Here is a 17,991-nt window from a genome sequence, read left to right on the forward strand (position 1 = left end):
TCGGGAAAAGTCATGAAACGCACGACAGACTTCCAGTCACACTCGGTCAGCAGGGAAAATCGTCCGGACGGGTCCATTCTGCTGCGCTCCAACCATCAGCTCAGCCCGAGTGTTGAGCGGACGGGTGACTGGCTGCATCAATGGGCAGAAGACGCTCCCGGGCGTGTGTTCCTGGCGGAACGCAGTGGAGCCGGTTGGCGGGAAGAGACTTATGAAACGACACTGGCAAAGGTGCGCGCGGTCGGCGCTGCGCTTCTTGCACGTGGCATGAACCAGAAAACGCCAATTCTTGTCATGTCCGGAAACAGTGTCGATCATGGCATCCTGGCACTCGCTGCGCAGTATGTCGGTGTGCCGCTGGTGCCTGTGGCTGAACAGTATTCACTGGTCCATGGGGCACACGGCCGCTTGCGCGATGTCATTCATCTGATCAAGCCAAAACTTGCTTATGTGATCGATCAGGATCAGTTCCAAGAGGCGCTGAACCTTGAGGGACTCTGCGATGTCGAAATTGTTGCGAGCCGGCTGTCGACCCGTGCTGGGGCGGGCAAGGTCACGAAATTCACTGACCTTCTCAAGGAGGATGGGGCTGCTGGTGTCGATGCGGCTTTTGCCGAGGTTACAGCCGACACGGTTGGAAAAATCCTGATGACCAGCGGCTCGACCTCGAGCCCGAAAGGGGTGCTGACCACCCATCGCATGATGTGCGTCAACCAGGCACAACTGGCAGATGCCTTGCCGTTTTTGCGCAAACGCCCTCCGATTATCGTGGATTGGCTGCCCTGGAACCACGTTTTCGGCGGATCCCACAACTTCAATATGATGCTGGCCAATGGCGGCAGTTTTTACATCGATGATGGTAAGCCCGTGAAAGGGCTCTTTGAGAGGACACTGGAGAACCTGCATCTGACAACAGGCACGCTTGCCTTCAATGTTCCACTTGGCTTTGGCATGCTGCTCGATGCACTGAAGACGGACGAGGGCTTCCGGCGCCGTTTTTTTCAGGACCTGGATTTGATCTTCTACGCCGGTGCTTCACTGCCGCAGGATGTGTGGTCCGGCCTGGAGCAGATGGCTCTGAGCGAAAAGGGCGAGGTGCCGCTGATGACGTCGTCCTGGGGACTGACCGAAACAGCGCCATCGGCGATGATGCAGCAGGAACCTGCGCCACGTTCAGGGATTGTCGGAGTGCCTGTCAATGGCGTTACCTTGAAGCTTCTGCCTGATGAGGACATGCGCTGCGAAGTCCGGATCAAAGGGCCAAGCGTCATGCCCGGGTATTTCGAGGACCCGGACAAGACCAAGGCTGCTTTCGACGAAGAAGGATATTTCATCACCGGTGATGCGATGGTCTTTCTGGACGCTGAAGATCCCAACAAAGGAATGCGTTTCGATGGCCGTATTTCCGAGGATTTCAAATTGCAGTCGGGAACCTGGGTGCGCGCGGCGCAACTGAAACTCGACATGCTGTCGGCTCTTGCACCCTTGGCGGCCGACCTGGTCGTGACCGGTGCGGATCGTACCGAGATTGGCGTGATGATCTTTCCGAATATGAGCGCGTTGAGCCGGGCGGGTTTTCAAACGTCGGACGAAAGCGGCGCCTTTCAGTGTGATCGGCTGCAGAGAGAAATTCACCGGCGGCTCACGGAGCGCGCGAGGACTGTCAGTGGCAGTTCAGCCAGGGTGTCGCGCGCAATCGTATTATCCGAACCGCCTTCTACGGCGGAAGGTGAAATGACAGCCAAGGGCAACTTGAATATCCGCAAGGTTCTGACACGCCGCGCACCATTGCTTGAGCGGCTTTATTCCGACGATGACCCTGCGACGGTCAGGATTTAGGGAAGGCACGAGATGGTCGATATCAGCAAGGTTCGCGCAATCGATATTCACACACATGCAGAAGAACCCTGTGGTTGCCATACCGATGACGGCTATGACGACCTTCAGGCAACCATGGCTGAGTATTTCCGGGCACCTTGGAAGCATCCGCCCACCGTGCCGGAAACGGCGGCGCATTATCGCGCGCAAAACATCGCAGCTGTCATTTTTCCCGTCGATGCGGAACGCGAGACCGGATATCGACGCTACAAGAATGAAGAAGTTGCCGAGATCGCTGCGGACAATGATGACGTCCTGATCCCGTTTGCTTCCATCGATCCGCACAAGGGCCGTATTGGTGCGCGGGAAGCACGCCGACTGATCCGCGATTTCGGTATCAAGGGCTTCAAGTTTCACCCGACCATGCAAGGGTTTTTCCCGAATGACAGGATGGCTTATGAGCTCTATGAGGCCATAGCGGAAGCCGGCGGTATCGCCTTGTTCCACACCGGCCAGACGGGCGTCGGCAGTGGTATGCGGGGGGGCAACGGCATGCGTCTGAAATACTCCAATCCGATGTATATGGACGACGTCGCGGTTGATTTTCCGGACATGAAGATCATTCTCGCACACCCGTCCTTTCCCTGGCAGGAAGAAGCATTGGCGGTCGCGCAGCACAAACCCAATGTCTATATTGATCTGTCCGGATGGTCGCCGAAGTATTTCCCGGAAATCCTGGTCAAATATTGTAATTCGATCCTGAAAAAGAAGGTTTTGTTCGGCTCGGACTGGCCGATGATCACCCCTGAACGCTGGTTGTCCGATTTCGAAAAGATTGCCATCAAAGACGAACTGCGTCCTGACATCATCAAAGGCAATGCCGCCCGTCTCCTTGGTCTTGCCTGACCAGGCACTGGTGCGTTTTTCGACCGCTATTTGGCCCGACACGTTTCGGCGTTGCCGCATCACTGTGCTTGCTTGGCGAGCGCGCAGGGGTATTACTTTGGATTGCCGGGTCACGAGGCTCAGCTTCCCTTGGCGCACGCTCGCGCTCAAAACAAGACAGGGTTCGCCAGTATGCATCCCCTCAACCTGGACCAATTGAGAGCGTTCCTGGCGGTTGTCCGGCACGGCGGTGTCAACAAGGCGGCGCAGACGCTGAGCCTGACACAACCGGCTGTCACTACCCGGCTCAAGCGACTGGAAGAAGCGCTTGGAACAGATCTCTTTGAGCGCTCACCGGGCCGACTGAAACTGACCAAACGGGGCGAGATGCTTCAAACCTATGCTGAACAGTTTGAAAGGCTGTCCGACAAGGTGGAAGAGACTGTCGTCGCAAAAGATGGCATCGACCGGCATTTGCGTATCGGTGCGTCAGAAACAATTGCTCAATGCTGGTTACCGGATCTCGTCGCGGAACTGCATGCGGAATTTCCAAACCTAGTCGTTGAGATCAATGTCGACATCTCGGTGAACCTGCGTTCCGGGCTTCTTGATCGTGAAATTGACCTTGCGCTGCTGCTTGGTCCGGTTTCGGAATACTCCGTCGACAATGTCGAATTGCCTGGCTTTGATCTGGCCTGGTATGCTCCAGTCGGGATGACCGCTGATGGAAAGGCGGGAGAGGCCTTAATCCGGGAGAAGCCGGTGATCACCTACGCGCGTCATACCCGTCCTTATCGGGAACTGAAAACGGCACTCTTTGAGCGGATTGCGCCTGACGTTCGGATGTTTCCGTCATCTTCATTGTCTGCCTGTTTCAGGCTGGTAGAGGCCGGGCTCGGGGTTGCGGCCCTGCCCAGGGTGATGGGTCAGCCTTATGTCGACCAGGGGCGGATCGCGGAATTCGATCCCGGCTGGGTGCCCGAGGCCCTGTCGTTTTCGGCAAGCTATCTTGGCGATCCAAGAAGTCATCTGGTGGCGGCCGCTGCCCAAAAGGCACTGCAGGTCGCGCTTGCCTATGATGGCTATAAAAATACTTTATAAAAATTGCTAAAAAATTTGAATTTGAATTTATAGATCAACTGCGGGAGCCTCCATTGCGAAGGGAGGCCCATGGTGTCGAGTTACGAAATCCTGCGGAAAGAGCCAGCTGAAACCGTGCGCCGGTACATCCGGAGCGGCGGCTATGCCTCCCACACGGCTGGACTTGGCAAGGATTTGCTGCAGGCCAACCTTGCGATCATGCCGGAAGAATTTGCGCTCGACTTCATGCGGTTCTGTCAACGCAATCCCAAGCCGTGTCCGCTGATCGGCGTCTCTGACACCGGCAATCCGTTGATGTTCACGCTTGGCCATCACATCGACATTCGGACCGACGTGCCGGCCTACAACATCTACCGAAATGGATTGTTGTCGAGCACGGTCGCCGATCTGACATCGCTTTGGAGCGACACCCTGGTTGCTTTTGCGATCGGCTGTTCTTTCACGTTTGAGCATGCCTTGATCGAAGCGGGCATCGATCTCTGGCACATTTCCAACAACACCACGGTTCCCATGTTCCGAACATCCCTGAACACCGTACCCGCGGGATGCTTTCAGGGGCCGATGGTCGTGTCGATGCGGATGATCCCCGATCAGAGGGTCTCAAAAGCGTCTGAAATCTCGGCCCGTTATCCCCTGGCGCATGGTTCACCAGTTCATATCGGCGATCCGGCCCTGATAGGTATCGACGATATTAATGCTCCCGACTGGGGCGATCCAGTGCCGATCCAGGCTGGACATACTCCCGTTTTCTGGGCCTGCGGCGTCACTCCGCAAGCCGTTATTCAAGACGCCGCGCTGCCGATCTGCATCACCCACAAGCCCGGTCACATGCTGATCACCGATATTCCGAACGACGCTGAAAATCCAATCATAGCAACAACAACAATGTAGACTTCCAACCTTCACGGAGAGGACCCATGAAAAGACTTCTGATTTCCCTCATGGCGAGCGCCGCCATTGCATCGCCGGTCATGGCAGAAAGCCTGTCTGTTGTCGGCAGCTGGTCGAGCCTACCGCTGCACAAGGAGTATGAAGCTCCGTTCTGGCAGGCCACATTGCCCGAAGCCTCTGGTGGCAACCTCCAGACAACGGTGACCACTCACAACCAGATGAACCTTGGTGTCGGTGAAGTCTTTCGTCTGTTGGGCCAGGGTGTTTTTGATGTCGGCATGACCGTTGGCGACTACGCTGTCGCTGATGCCCCGGAACTTGAGGGCCTTGATGTGCCGCTGGTTGCCATGTCCGCCGACAAGGCCGAAGCGGCGGTGAAAGCCGCGCGGCCGATGATCGACGAAATATTTGCCAAACGCTTCAATTCCAAGGTTCTGGCGATTGCGCCTTATCCGCCACAGGTCGTTTTCTGCAATGCTGAAGTCGGGTCACTCGATGATCTGAAAGGATTGAAGGTCCGTGCCTCAGGACGCATGACGGCCAAGTTCCTGGAGGCTCTGGGAGCAGAGGGTATTACGGTTTCCTTTTCCGAGGTGCCAGGAGCGCTGCAAAAGGGTGTGGTCGACTGTGCCGTGACCGGAGCCGGTTCGGGCTACAGCGCAGGCTGGTGGGAAGTCACGACGCATCTTTTGCCGATACCCCTTGGAGGCTGGGATCCGGTGGTAACGGCGATGAACATGGACAAATGGGAGTCGCTTGACGCCGACACCCAAGCACTGATCGAAAAGGAAATTGCCGAGAAATTTGAAGCACCTGCATGGTCGACTGCAGAAGGTGCGCTTGCCAACGACATCGCCTGTCTGACGGGCAAAGGCGAATGCGCGTCAGGCGACAGCCGCAATCTGGTACTGGTTGAGGCAAGCGACGGGGACATAGAAAAAGCGCGTGAAATCCTCCAATCAGAAGTATTGCCGGAATGGGCTGAACGGGCGGGTGGTGACTGGGCTGCACGCTGGAACCAAAGTGTTGGCGCTGTTGTCGGCGTGACGATCAAAACCAACTAAGGCCGGAGTGAACAGGTGGCGGAGACGGCATTCAATTTGTTGAAACGGGCGAACCGACTGGTTGCGATTTCGGTCGGCGTTCTGTTTCTCCTGTGCGCAGGGCTCGTCCTTGCCGATATCCTGCTCCGTCGCCTTGGCGCTTCCCTGGGCGGAACCGATGAAATCTCAGGCTATGTCATGGCGATAGGCACAGCCTGGGGCATGGCCTTTGGACTGGTTGAACTGTCACATGTCAGGATCGACTTTCTAAGGCGCGCCATCGGCATTCCGAAATGGCGAATGATACTGGACCTGGTGTCGTTGCTGGCTCTGGCCGGAACGATCACGATCGTGGCATTACAGTGCTGGCCGGTGGTGGAAACCACGCTGCGCAACGGGTCTCGAGCCAACACACCGCTTGAAACGCCATTGGCGCTTGTTCAGGTGCCGTGGTTTGCCGGTTGGATATGGTTTGCGTTAACCGCCTGGCTGACCTTTCTCTGCGCACTTGCGCTGGTCTATCAGGGCAATTTTTCAAGATCGGAGCAAGTCATTGGTGTCTTTCCGGAAAGTGAGGCGGTCTGATGCTTGCGTTTGTCTCAGTCGGGCTTCTGGCACTCTTGTCCCTGTCCATACCGGTCGGAATTGTCCTGTTTCTTCTGGGTTTCGGCATAGACCAGTTCTTTACGCCCTTTCCGCTGATGCGCGGACTAGGCTCGATGGTCTGGTCAACATCGGAAAATGCGGCTCTGATCGCCATTCCGTTTTTTGTGCTTCTAGGGGAGGTCCTGGTCAGAACCGGAATTGCCGCACGGACATATTCAGCGCTTGACCGCTGGGTGTCCTGGCTTCCGGGAGGTCTGGTACATGCCAATGTGGCGACCGCGACCATGTTTTCCGCAACGTCCGGATCGTCCGTCGCAACCGCCGCGACCGTTGCAACGGTTGCCATGCCGCAGGCGGACCGTCTTGGCTATGATCCGAAACTGTTTTCCGGCGCGATTGCAGCCGGTGGCACTCTCGGCATCATGATCCCACCGTCGATCAATCTGATTGTCTATGGGTTCCTGACACAGACTTCGATCCCGCAGCTTTTCCTTGCTGGGCTTTTGCCCGGCATTTTGCTGGCGCTCGGCTTCATCGTTGTCACTGCATTTGTGTGCATGGTCAAACCAGAACTCGGGGGTGCGCGCAGGACCTTTCCCCTGATTGAGATGCTGAAAGGGCTTGCCGACCTTCTGCCGATTATCCTGCTGTTTTCGGCCATCATCGGATCCATCTACAAGGGCTGGGCAACGCCGACGGAAGCAGCCTCTGTCGGTGTCGCCGGGGCACTGGCAATTGCCTTGCTCTTTGGCGGCCTCAATATCCGAATGATCGGGGCCGCACTGATTGGCACCGTGAAGGTGACGGCAATGATCATGCTGGTGGTGATCGGAGCTTCTTTCCTGAATTTCACCCTGTCAGCGGCTGGCCTGTCGCAAGAGCTTCGTGGATTTCTGGAAGGTCTCGGCTTCAATCCGCTCTGGACGCTGCTTGTGATCGTGCTGATGTATGTCGTGCTTGGGTTTTTCATCGAAACCTTGTCATTGATGGTGATCACCATCCCGATTGTCGTGCCGATCGTCACCGCGCTTGGCTATGATCCGGTCTGGTTCGGAATTCTGATGATCGTGCTGATCGAAATGGCTCTGATCACACCACCGGTTGGTCTCAATCTCTTCGTAGTTCAAGGCGCGCGTCGTGGTGGCTCAATTGCCGAGGTCATGATCGGCGCAGTCCCCTATGTACTGGCCATGCTGGCTATGGTTATCGCCTTGATCGCACTTCCGGATCTTGCGCTTTTCCTGCCAAAGGCGATGAATTGAGCCGGTCTAGAGCGTGCGAGCGGGGGCGACGCGTTTCCGCAAAAGACCTTACGTCGCGAAAAGCACTTGTCTTGGTCGGCCTTTCCACCAATGATGTTCCCAGGTGTCATTCAAGCTGAACCTTGAAGCGGAACATAATACTCATGCGTTTGCGGCAAGTCCCAGACAGGTTCCGGCTGCTTTTGCGGCTGCGGACATCCTTCGGGCATTGCGTCCTGTTGATACTGGCGCTGTGCACGGCCACCTTTGTCTATGCCTCGACAGATCCGTTCGCGGAACGCCGCATGGCCTTGGTGGTCGGCATTTCCAGCTATCAGAATGCGCCGGATCTATACAACACGACCAGAGACGGCCGGCTGATCGCCGATACGCTGAATGAGCTGAACTTCAGGGTGGCGGAACACTTCGATATCGGACTGGCCGAATTCAAGGAGCTGCTAGAGAGGTTTTCGTTTGAAGCGGAAACCGCGGATGTCGCTCTTGTTTATTTTGCCGGCCACGGAGTTGAGGTCGGTGGGCGCAATTTTCTTGTGCCCTCGGACGCAGATTCGGCTAATCGACAACGGGTTGCAGATACTTCCGTCTCACTGGATGAAATTTTGCAGGCGGTCGACAAGGCGCGCCAACTCCGGATTGTAATCCTGGATTCCTGCCGCAACGATCCCTTTGCCGACGGGGACGCCACGGAAACCCTGACGGTCAATACAAGCGCAAGACAGGGGCTTGCACCGGCCTCGCCCGAACGCGGTACACTTGTCGCCTATGCAGCTGAAGCCGGGAAGGTTGCGTTGGATGGTGCTGGCGACAACAGTCCTTTTGCGCTGGCTCTCGCACAGACCCTGAAGGTTCAGGATCTGGAAATAGGTCTGGCATTTCGGCAGGTCCGCGATAGCGTTCTCAAGGCAACCGCAAACGCGCAAGAGCCACACACATACGGATCCCTTTCCGGCAAACCCTATTTTCTGGCGGGCGGTAGCCAGGAAGTGAATGCGCTTGCAGCCTCAGCACGGCGGGATGCCTGGGGACGGCTGGAAGTGGACCAGGAAGATCAGTTGCAGGCGGCTGCGCGCGAGGGCGACAGCAGAGCGCTCAAAGGTCTTGCCTATATGCGTTTGAATCCGAACGAAGATCGCTATGATCCGAGCCGTGCAGCAGCCTTGTTGAAGACGGCTGCAGAAGCCGGTGACCCCGAAGCGATGTTTGAGCTCGCACGCATGTATGAACGTGGAATTGGCGTTGAGCAGGATGTCGACAAGGCATTGGAATTGTTCCGCAAGTCTGCCGACGAAGACTTTGCAGATGCGATCAATGACCTTGGCTTTCTCTACTATCAGGGCGGGCTGGGTGTAACGCGGGACCCGAAGAAGGCCATTGAAATGTTCGGGCGGGCAGCAGACCGGCGGCACCCTGAAGCGATGTTCAACTATGCCGCCCTGATCGATGACGGAGTTGTGGACGGCAAACAGCCAGATGACGCGGCTGAGTTTCTCTATAGAGCGCTTAGATCCGGCAATGAAGAAGTGCTCAACCAGCTTTCGGAAAATCCGAAAATGTTCAAGGCTGCGACACGACGGTCTCTGCAGCGCAAGCTGTCGGAGCGCGCTTTCTACAGTGGATCGATAGATGGTCAATTTGGGCCGCAAACCAAGCGTAGCCTGCGCAAGGCTTACGGATTGTCAGAATAACTCGCGGCGATCAAACGGCTTTGGCCAGGCGGTGAAAATTGCCGCAGAGTAATCTTTTTGATATCGTGTATTAGGGTTTTTCGATCTAATAAAAATTGAATACTCTTTTTGATGACGCTCAATGCAGTCTCTGGCGGAAGGCAATATTTCAGCCTGAAGGTGTTTCGCCTATCGTCATTTGTTTTGTGTGCTTCGGCGTGTCCAGTTAACTGACTTGTTCTCCGTATTTATGACTTGAGATTAAACAAGTCACAGTATTTGGAAGTTTGTTAAGACAATTCTCAGGGGGTGAAAATGATTGATAAACAATGCCTGAATGGCGTGATTGCCTGTCTTTTGGCAGGACAGTTGGCAGCAATGTCGGTTCTCCCGGCAGGTGCTGCTGTTTCTCCACGCGACGCAAACCATGAAAAGGTCAAGACTGAGCGTCTGGGTAACTACATCCTGCTTGCTCAGTATAATGATTCCTATTCCGATTCTTCGCCGGAAGATCGGACCAGTTACACCGGCGACAATGAGCGGGACCCGAGGCTTGCCGCAACAGGCGGCTATAGCGACACAGTTACGCGAGGTGTTGCCAGGCTGATTGTCGATGGCGGCAAGGAGTGTGAGAACGATACGCGCCCTGAATACCGTCTCGACTGCCTGGCCGTGAACTTCGGCCGAATTGCATCAACCATTGAGCGGCGTCCCAATTACCAGCAAGCCGGGCAGGAGCTTAGAAGACTGTCGCGGAAACTGAAGGCGATCCGGACGAAATATGCGGACCCGGCAGCTCCGAAAGTCACAAAGAAGCGGCGCACCTATCGGGCTGTTTCAAAAGCAAACCTGGCGCAGGCGAACCGTGAAGCGGCAGCTGCGATCGACGAGACGGTCACCAAACTACTGCGTTCAGCTGGGAACTCGGAAAAGCGGAAGACCCACTACGCCCAGATCGCAACGGCAGTTGGCTCAACCAAGAGGCTGCTGAGGTCCTGATCGGCAGGCACCTGCTTGACCGAGTTAACGTTCGACTCAAGATGGCGGGGACACTCCATGAGAGGATCTTTGATGCCGTTAAAACAAAAAAGCGGGCGCCCAAGGCGCCCGCATTCTTTTGTCCGTTGTGAGACCAGTTTTTTACACGGTTCCTCCGAGGGATCCTTCGAGTTGAGCGAGTTCCTGTCCGCCAGCCATCAATTCCTGGAGTTCTTCTGCCTTGATGTCTCCGCGCTCGGCTGTTCCGAGGGTTTTCCCGCGGTTGAGCACGGTAAACCGGTCTCCGACGGCCATGGCATGGCGGACATTGTGGGTGATGAAGACAACGCCGATGCCCTTTTTGCGGACCTTGTCGATTGTGGCGAGCACATTGGAGGTCTGTCGCACACCGAGGGCGGATGTCGGCTCATCGAGAATGAGCACCTTTGCCCCGAAATAAACCGCCCTGGAAATGGCGACCGTCTGGCGTTCCCCGCCCGACAGGGTGCCAACAGCCTGGTCGGGCGAGCGCAGGTGAATGCCCATCTTGGCCATCTCGGCCATGGTGACCTCGTTGGCCTCGGCAAAGTCGAAGAACTTGAACGGGCCGACGCTCTTTCTGGGCTCGCGGCCCATCCAGAAGTTCCGGGTCACCGACATCAGCGGGATCATCGCCAGATCCTGGTACACCGTGGCAATGCCGGCCTCCATGGCATCGCGGGGCGTTGAGAAGGCCATCTCCTTGCCGTCGATCAGGATCTTGCCGCGGGTGGGCTTGTGCACACCGGACATGGTCTTGATGAAGGTGGACTTGCCGGCGCCGTTGTCGCCGAGCAGGCAATGGCATTCGCCGGCCTTGACGGAGACGGAGACGCCGTTGAGAGCAATCACCGGCCCGAAATGCTTCTCGATGTCGACCAGTTCGATCAGGGGAGCTGTGTTTGCATCGGGCATCTCAACGTTCTCCTGTGATCATGCGGCGGATATAGGTGTTGAGGATCACGGCAAGCAGCAGGATCACCCCGAGGAACACTCTGAAGAGCGAACTCTCCACGCCGGCAAAGAACAGGCCCTGCTGGACGACGCCGAAGATCAGCGCGCCAAGGGCGGCCCCGATGACCGAGCCGTAGCCGCCGGTCAGAAGCGCACCGCCGATCACCACGGAGATGATCGCCTCGAACTCCTTCAACAGACCGCGGTCGGCGGCCGCCGAGCCGAACTCCATCACCTGACAGGTGGCAAAGACGGTGGCGCAGAAGGCAGTGAACATGAACATGGAGATCTTCACCCGGCTGACCGGCACACCGACATAGCGGGCGGCCTGGGCATCCCCGCCGGAGGCAAAGATCCAGTTGCCGAAGCGGGTGCGGGTCAGAAGAATGTGGCCGAAGATGATGAGGGCAATGGCCCAGATCATCAGCATGGGAATGCCCTCGACCACGGGCAGACCGGCCTTGGGGCCGGCCACGAAGGTGCCGACAAGGCCCAGATCCGCCAGCCAGACGAACACTCCGGAAAAGACCTTGCCGCCGAACAGCCAGGCGATCGGGTCGCCCTCGGCAACATCCTTGACGCCGCCGATGATGGTCTTGCGGGTGGTGGCAATGGCAATGAAGATCGTCAGCCCGCGCAGGATATAGAGGAAGGCGAGCGTGACGATGAAGGAGGGCAGGCCGGTCTTGATGACCAGATAGCCGTTGAGGGCGCCAATGCAAAGGGACAGGGCGAAGGCGACCAGAATGGCGAACCAGACGGGAAAGCCCCATTGCACGCTCATGAGAGCGATGATGATGCCGGAAAACCCGATCATGGAGCCGACGGACAGGTCGAACTCGCCGGCGATCATCAACAGGCAGGCGCCGACAGCGATGATGGCGAACTGGGCAGAAACGGTGCCCCAGTTGATGATGCCTTCGGCGGCGAACATGCCGCTGTCGCTGGCTATGCCGAGGAAGAACATGAATACGAGAATGGTGCCGCAAATGGCGCCGAGCTCTGGGCGGATCAACGCCTTGCGCATGCGAGACATCTCGCGGACGCGTTCGTCTTTCTCTGGTTCTGGTGGGGCTGCCGTTTGGGTCTCAGCCATGGTGTCCTCCTGCGTGCCGGTGTGGCCGGCCGCCTTGAGAAGCAGGAAAGGCCCGCTCCCATGCGGCCCGGCCGCAGAACAATGTTCTGGATGAAGCGCGCTCGACTTCGACTAAGGAGCGCCTGGGTTACGTTCTTGAGAAGGGAGAGGCGGGGAAACCGCCTCTCCAGTCGACCGCTCGGGCGGCCACTGCCTTAGCGGTACTCGCCGGCGAATTCTTCAACCTTCGCCAGAGCGTCCTTGGTGATGAAGCCCGGGCCGGAGTTGATGTTGTTGCCCGGAAGCACACCATAGCGCTGGTAGTTGGCCAGAACGATCACCGGCAGGTAGGCCTGCAGGAACGGCTGCTGGTCAATGCCCCACTGAATGGTGCCGTCCTTGATCGCCTTGACGATCTCGGTGCCCAGATCAAAGGTGCCGAAGTAGATGTCGCCGGCCTTGCCCATTTCCTGAAGCGCCTGGATGGTCGGGTCCGCGGAGGTCGGGCCGAGCGTCAGGACAGCTTCCGTGTCCGGGTTGGCCAGAAGATACGCCTTGACCTTGTTCTTGATCTCGGCCGGATCCTGGCCACTGTCGATCATGCTGGTGCCCAGATCCACACCCAGACCGTCGGCAAAGCCGCGGCAGCGCTCGCCAACCACAGGGTTGGAGACAACGTGGTTGACACACAGGAACGAGCCAACGCCATCACGCTTGGCGCGCTGACCGGCTGCAAGACCGGCATCATACTCAGGCTGGCCGACATACATCAGCGCACCGACATCGGCTGCCTGCTCAGGCGTGCCGGAGTTGATGATGATCACGGGAACACCCTTGGCAACCGCATTCTGGATCGGTCCGGACAGAACGTCAGGATCGGCAAGCGTGGTGATGATGCCATCCGGGTTGGACGCAGCCGTCTGCTCGATGATGCGCGCCATGTCGGCAATGTCGCCTGTCGGCGGATTGCGATACTCAACCTCTGCTCCAACCTGCTCGCCAGCAAGTGCAAGGCCGTTCTTGATCGTGTTCCACCAGCTGTCGCTGTCAGGCGCATGGCTCACAAGAACAAAACGCTCGCCGTCCGCAACTGCCGATCCGCTCACACCCGTAAACGCAATGGCGGCCGTCGCAAGCGCAATCAATGTCTTCTTCATTAGTTCCTCCCAATTTTCAGGCTTTCTACAATCCCGGAATTTATCCTCGAGACCGTGCCTGCTGGTAGACAAGCACAGCACCAGAGAAATTGCAACCGGTTGCAAAAAAATTGACGCGGTCTGGCATTCGTGTAGGTTTTCCGAAGGATGAGGACCAACTGGGCTGGGGCTGGAATTTGGCGGTTACATTAAAGGAGGTTGCGGAATTGGCGGGCGTATCGCGTTCGGCGGTCTCCCGGACTTTCACCGATGGTGCAAGCGTTTCCGCCCGCACACGGGAAAAAGTCGAGAAGGCGGCGAAGTCCCTTGGCTACAAGCCTTCCCTGATTGCGCGCAGTCTGGCGACAAATCGCACCAAGCTGATCGGTCTGGTCGCGAATAATTTTCAGAACCCGGCCTTTCTCGACGTCTTTGACCTCTTCACCAGCGAATTGCAGAAACGCGGCTTCCGCCCTTTGCTCGTCAATTTGTCTGCTGAGACCTCGCCGAAGAAATTCGTCGAGCTGCTGAGGCAATACAGCGTTGATGGGGTCATCGTTGCGACATCGACGCTCCCGACAAGCTTTGCGACGTCCTTTCAGGCTGCCGGCATCCCGGTGATTCACACTTTCGGCAAATATGAAGCGAATGCCAATGTACATGTTGTCGGGATCGACAATGTCTATTGCGGCGCTATGGCAGCTGACCTGTTCTCAGAGCGCGGATACCGGAAAGTTGCGTTGTTGGGCGGACCGGAAGCAGCAACATCGACGCAGGACCGCGCAGCAGGGTTTTTGAAGGCTGCGCATGACAAAGGTCTTGAGGTGGCAGCCACCTGCTTTGCGGAAAACTACACCTATCAGGCCGGGCGGGATGCCATGCAGCAGGTCTTGCGTGAAGACGGGATTGAAGCCGTTTTTTGCGGTGACGATCTGATCTGCATGGGCGCCATGGATGCAGCGCGTGCTGCCGGTCTTTCGATCCCTGAGGAAATCGGCTTCATGGGTTTCAACGACATTGCGATGGCAGGATGGGATGCCTATTCGCTGACAACCATCCGCCAACCCATTCGAGACATCATCCTGAGTTCTGTGGAACTGGTGGTCGGTATGGTGGAAAACCCGACGCGCAGTGCCGAGATTCGCTTGTTTCCCTGCACCATCATTGAGCGTGGTTCCCTGAAACCTGTCTGATCCAAGAAAGCCTCGATTGTGTTCGCAAGGCCGAGCGATTCTTTGGCGAGCGCCCGGCCGAGTCTTGTTAAAGTTTGGTCCAGGCGCCGTTTGCCTTGGCAGATGAAGCGGCGGCTTCGATTGCCCGCATCGACCAGTACCCGTCTTCGGCCTGTGGGAAGTCGAGTGCCATCGGGTCGGGCTTTGCACCCGTCCTTTGGGCATTCAAGACATCCGCCAGGTCCATGTAGATGTTTGCAAAGGCTACAGGCATGCCTTCGGCATGACCAATCGGAATGCGTGAAGCGCGGACGGCCTGTTCCGACAAATCCGAGTCACCACGTTCAAGGATCTGGGTCCTTCCGTTCAGCGGCGTCCAATGCAGTTGCTCGGGATGCTGCTGCTGCCAGGAAAGTCCGCCCTTTTCTCCGAAAACCTGAAGCGTCAATCCGTGCATCCGGCCAACGGCGACTGCACTTGTCCAGAGCCTGCAGACCGCACCGCCGTTGAAGTGGAAGTTGATCATGGCATCATCTTCCAACTGGCGATCTCCGACTAGCGAGGCGAAATCCGCTGACAATTCCGTCGGGGTCTGACCCGAGACGAAACAGGCCATGTGAAACGCATGAATGCCGGCATCTGCGAACACAGCCGATGTTCCGGCCTGAGCCGGGTCATAGCGCCAGCGTACGCGCGGATTGTCCGCTTCTTCGGCATCGGCATGAAAGCCATGCGCGAACTCCGCCTTGATGAGCCTGATTTTTCCAAGGTCGCCATTGGCAATCATGGCACGCATCTGGCGGACCAGCGGGTAACCGCTATAGCCATAATTCACGGCGCAGACCTTGCCGGACTCCTTCGTAATTTCAACGATTTCTCGTGCCTCATTTGCCGTCATTGTCAGCGGCTTTTCACACAAGACGTTGAAGCCCGCTTCGAGAAAAGCGCGCGAGATTTCATAGTGTGTGGCGTTGGGAGTTGCAATTGTGACAAGGTCCAGTCTGTCGTCGCGCGCACTTTCGGCTGCGAGCATTTCGCGCCAGTCGCCATAGGCACGATCAGCTGAAACGCCGAGTGAACCTGCGAAAGCCTTGCCGCGGTCCGGGTCAATGTCAAAGGCACCGGCACACAGAAGAAAGTGGCCATCGAGACCGGCGCTGATACGGTGGGTCGGACCGATTTGCGAGCCTGCGCCGCCGCCGATCATTCCCCAATTGAGCTTTGTCATGCGGTTACCTCGAAGCCGATGGATTTGAGAAAGGCACGGTTCTCGCGCGCGTCGTCGAGTGGTGATTGCGCCTTGGCGGGATCACAGTCCTGTTCAACCGTACACCAGCCAGTAAAGCATTTGTCCAGCAGCAGTTGCCTGACGGCGGCGAAGTCGACACTGCCCTTGCCGAGATTGCAGAAGATGCCGTCGCCGCAGGCTTCATAAAAATCTGTCTGGCTTGCGATGACATTCTTCATGACGACTGGGTCGATATCCTTGAAATGCATATAGGAAATGCGATCCATATGCCGCGTCATAAACGCGACGGGATCGAAACCGGCATAGACGCTGTGACCCGTATCAAGACAGATCTTCATGTGCTTTTCGTCGACTTCTTCCAGGAGTTGCTCAACCTCGTCCTCAAAGTCCATGAAGCCGCCGGCATGCGGGTGAATGGACGGTGTCAGCCCGTATTCCTCGCTTGCCATCTTGGCAATCTCCTGGATCCTGTCGCGATAGATGGTCCATTCCTCAGAAGACATTTTTTCCGCTTCAGCCGGGCGACCTGCGGTCGGCGCGCGGCGCGGTGAAATGGAATCGATCATAACCAGATGTTCCGCGCCGTGTGCCTTCAAGGCCGCGCAGGTCCGGATGGAGCCATCCTTGACATCGTCCCATTGCGCCGGATCGTGAAAGGGGCGAAACACGACGCCGCCGATCAGCTCCAAGCCCCGTTCCGCGAGCGCATCTCCAAGCTCTGCCGGATCTTCGGGCATGAAGCCGACAGGACCAAGTTCGATGCCACGATAACCCGCATCGCGGCACTCATCGAGCACCTTCTTCCAGGCCGGGTTGCGCGGGTCATCTGCGAATTCGACACCCCAGGAGCAGGGGGCGTTTCCAATCTTGATAGTCATGTGATGTTTCCGGAATAGAGGCCGGGCAGGGTGCCCTTGGCCTAAACTTGGTCGAGATTGATCCAGCTTCTGGATTCGTTGGACTGCCAGGACGCTTCAACAACCTGGTTCACATAAAGGCCGTCCTCGAAAGTTGGCCAAATGTTTGTTCCCGTTTCAATGGCCTTCAGGAAATCCCGGGCTTCGATAATGATCTGATCCTGGTAACCTGTTCCGTGTCCGGCTCCGAGGCAAAAGTTGACGTAGTCCGGGTGGTGTGGGCCGGTCAGGACTTTCTTGAAGCCTTCCCGTGACGGGTTCTGGCCACCTTCATAAAGCCAGAGTGCATTCTGGTCTTCCTGATCAAATCGGATGGAACCCTTTGTTCCGAAGATGTCGTAGGCATAACCCATTTTCCGTCCAAAGGCCGTGCGGCTGACGTAGAATGCGCCAAGCGCTCCGGACGTGAACCGGCACATGATCTGGGCATGATCGTCATTTGTGACCTTCTGCATGCCCGCCTTTCCCGGCCGTTCCTTCACCACCGTCTCGATCTCTGCCAGAACGCGTTCCATCGGACCGCCGAGAGCCTGCGAGGCATTGATGATGTGTGGAGCCAGGTCGCCCATGGTGCCATTTGACCGACCTTCGGTACGCCATGTTGCAGGGCTTTCCGGGTCGGCAAAGAAGTCTTCGGTGTGCTCGCCGCGAATATAGGTAACGTCGCCGATTTCGCCTGAACCTATTATCTCTCGAGCCAGCTGCGAGGCAGGTGTCCTGATATAGTTGAAGCCAACCATGTTGATGCAGTTCGACGCCTTGGCCGCAGCAGTCATGGCACGACTGTCCGCCAGATTTCGCCCCAGAGGTTTTTCACAAAAGACGGGCTTTCCCAGCTCAAAGGCAGCGCTGGAAATTTCCAAATGTGTTTCCTGCGGTGAAGCGATCACGATAGCTTCGACGGCAGGATTGTTGACAAGCTCCCGCCAGTCGGACGTCGCGTTTGAAAAGCCGAGTTCGCTGGCTTTTCGCGCAGCTCCCTCCGGCGTTGTCGTGCAGACCATTTCAAGGGCAGGGCGCAAGGCTGTGTCAAACACGGCACCAACGGCGTGCATCGCCACTGAATGCGCCTTTCCCATATACCCGCCGCCGACGATGCCGACACCAAGTTTGCGCGTTTCCATCCCGTTTCATCCGATCTTTTTTGCAACCGCTTGCAAAATACGTAAACACCGATTAGCTTTCGCCGTCAAGGGCTCCA

General features: G+C 57.1%; 16 protein-coding genes. 10 read left to right on the plus strand and 6 right to left on the minus strand.

Annotation, left to right across the window (positions count from 1 at the left end):
- The first annotated feature begins 12 nt into the window (after window positions 1–12).
- The 9 genes from K1718_RS06725 (at window position 13) to K1718_RS06765 (ending at window position 10,269) form a co-directional block, all read left to right on the plus strand.
- The gene (locus tag K1718_RS06725) at window positions 13–1,839 is read left to right on the plus strand and encodes a feruloyl-CoA synthase (protein ID WP_265683248.1); all 1,827 of its coding nucleotides are present in this window, start codon (window positions 13–15) and stop codon (window positions 1,837–1,839) included.
- A 12-nt stretch (window positions 1,840–1,851) separates the two neighbouring features.
- Window positions 1,852–2,724 (plus strand): amidohydrolase family protein, encoded by an 873-nt coding sequence (locus K1718_RS06730; RefSeq protein ID WP_152500198.1) that lies wholly within the window; start codon window positions 1,852–1,854, stop codon window positions 2,722–2,724.
- Window positions 2,725–2,895: 171 nt separating this feature from the next.
- A complete protein-coding gene (locus K1718_RS06735) occupies window positions 2,896–3,804 on the plus strand; it encodes a LysR family transcriptional regulator (RefSeq protein ID WP_265683250.1) in 909 nt (302 codons plus the stop codon).
- A gap of 69 nt (window positions 3,805–3,873) precedes the next feature.
- Window positions 3,874–4,695, plus strand: coding sequence for a putative hydro-lyase (locus tag K1718_RS06740; protein WP_265683251.1), 822 nt, complete (start codon window positions 3,874–3,876; stop codon window positions 4,693–4,695).
- A gap of 26 nt (window positions 4,696–4,721) precedes the next feature.
- Window positions 4,722–5,759 carry a TRAP transporter substrate-binding protein gene (locus tag K1718_RS06745; protein ID WP_265683253.1) on the plus strand — a complete coding sequence of 346 codons (1,038 nt, stop codon included), beginning with the start codon at window positions 4,722–4,724 and terminating at the stop codon, window positions 5,757–5,759.
- Window positions 5,760–5,774: 15 nt separating this feature from the next.
- Window positions 5,775–6,323, plus strand: a complete 549-nt coding sequence (locus tag K1718_RS06750) for a TRAP transporter small permease subunit (RefSeq protein WP_265683254.1) — start codon at window positions 5,775–5,777, stop codon at window positions 6,321–6,323.
- Window positions 6,323–7,606 (plus strand): TRAP transporter large permease, encoded by a 1,284-nt coding sequence (locus K1718_RS06755; RefSeq protein WP_265683256.1) that lies wholly within the window; start codon window positions 6,323–6,325, stop codon window positions 7,604–7,606. The genes K1718_RS06750 and K1718_RS06755 overlap by 1 nt, the downstream gene beginning before the upstream one ends.
- 143 nt (window positions 7,607–7,749) lie before the next feature.
- Window positions 7,750–9,291: a caspase family protein gene (locus K1718_RS06760; protein WP_265683258.1), complete on the plus strand. Its 1,542-nt coding sequence runs from the start codon at window positions 7,750–7,752 to the stop codon at window positions 9,289–9,291.
- A 294-nt stretch (window positions 9,292–9,585) separates the two neighbouring features.
- The gene (locus tag K1718_RS06765; RefSeq protein WP_173005910.1) at window positions 9,586–10,269 is read left to right on the plus strand and encodes a hypothetical protein; all 684 of its coding nucleotides are present in this window, start codon (window positions 9,586–9,588) and stop codon (window positions 10,267–10,269) included.
- 141 nt (window positions 10,270–10,410) lie between these two features.
- Here the strand turns inward: K1718_RS06765 and K1718_RS06770 are convergent, their stop codons facing one another.
- The 3 genes from K1718_RS06770 to K1718_RS06780 all read right to left on the minus strand — a co-directional run bounded on the left by K1718_RS06770 (window position 10,411) and on the right by K1718_RS06780 (window position 13,473).
- Window positions 10,411–11,202 (minus strand): ATP-binding cassette domain-containing protein, encoded by a 792-nt coding sequence (locus K1718_RS06770; RefSeq protein WP_152500025.1) that lies wholly within the window; start codon window positions 11,200–11,202, stop codon window positions 10,411–10,413.
- A 1-nt stretch (window position 11,203) separates the two neighbouring features.
- Window positions 11,204–12,337, minus strand: coding sequence for an ABC transporter permease (locus tag K1718_RS06775; RefSeq protein ID WP_152500026.1), 1,134 nt, complete (start codon window positions 12,335–12,337; stop codon window positions 11,204–11,206).
- Between the two features lie 194 nt (window positions 12,338–12,531).
- A complete protein-coding gene (locus K1718_RS06780; protein WP_152500027.1) occupies window positions 12,532–13,473 on the minus strand; it encodes a sugar ABC transporter substrate-binding protein in 942 nt (313 codons plus the stop codon).
- Between the two features lie 206 nt (window positions 13,474–13,679).
- On the opposite strand from K1718_RS06780, the gene K1718_RS06785 reads away from it, so the two are divergent.
- Window positions 13,680–14,645 (plus strand): LacI family DNA-binding transcriptional regulator, encoded by a 966-nt coding sequence (locus K1718_RS06785; RefSeq protein ID WP_247649354.1) that lies wholly within the window; start codon window positions 13,680–13,682, stop codon window positions 14,643–14,645.
- Window positions 14,646–14,712: 67 nt separating this feature from the next.
- Here the strand turns inward: K1718_RS06785 and K1718_RS06790 are convergent, their stop codons facing one another.
- Genes K1718_RS06790 through K1718_RS06800 form a run of 3 tightly spaced genes read right to left on the minus strand, consistent with a single transcriptional unit; the run spans window position 14,713 to window position 17,914 of the window.
- Complete coding sequence (locus K1718_RS06790) at window positions 14,713–15,852, minus strand: Gfo/Idh/MocA family protein (protein WP_152500209.1); 1,140 nt, start codon at window positions 15,850–15,852, stop codon at window positions 14,713–14,715.
- Window positions 15,849–16,751, minus strand: coding sequence for a sugar phosphate isomerase/epimerase family protein (locus tag K1718_RS06795; protein WP_265683260.1), 903 nt, complete (start codon window positions 16,749–16,751; stop codon window positions 15,849–15,851). Before K1718_RS06795 ends, K1718_RS06790 begins: the two co-directional genes overlap by 4 nt.
- Window positions 16,752–16,792: 41 nt before the next feature.
- A complete protein-coding gene (locus K1718_RS06800; RefSeq protein WP_265683261.1) occupies window positions 16,793–17,914 on the minus strand; it encodes a Gfo/Idh/MocA family protein in 1,122 nt (373 codons plus the stop codon).
- Window positions 17,915–17,991: the final 77 nt, after the last annotated feature.

It is taken from the genome of Roseibium porphyridii (genome assembly GCF_026191725.2).
Taxonomy (GTDB): domain Bacteria; phylum Pseudomonadota; class Alphaproteobacteria; order Rhizobiales; family Stappiaceae; genus Roseibium; species Roseibium porphyridii.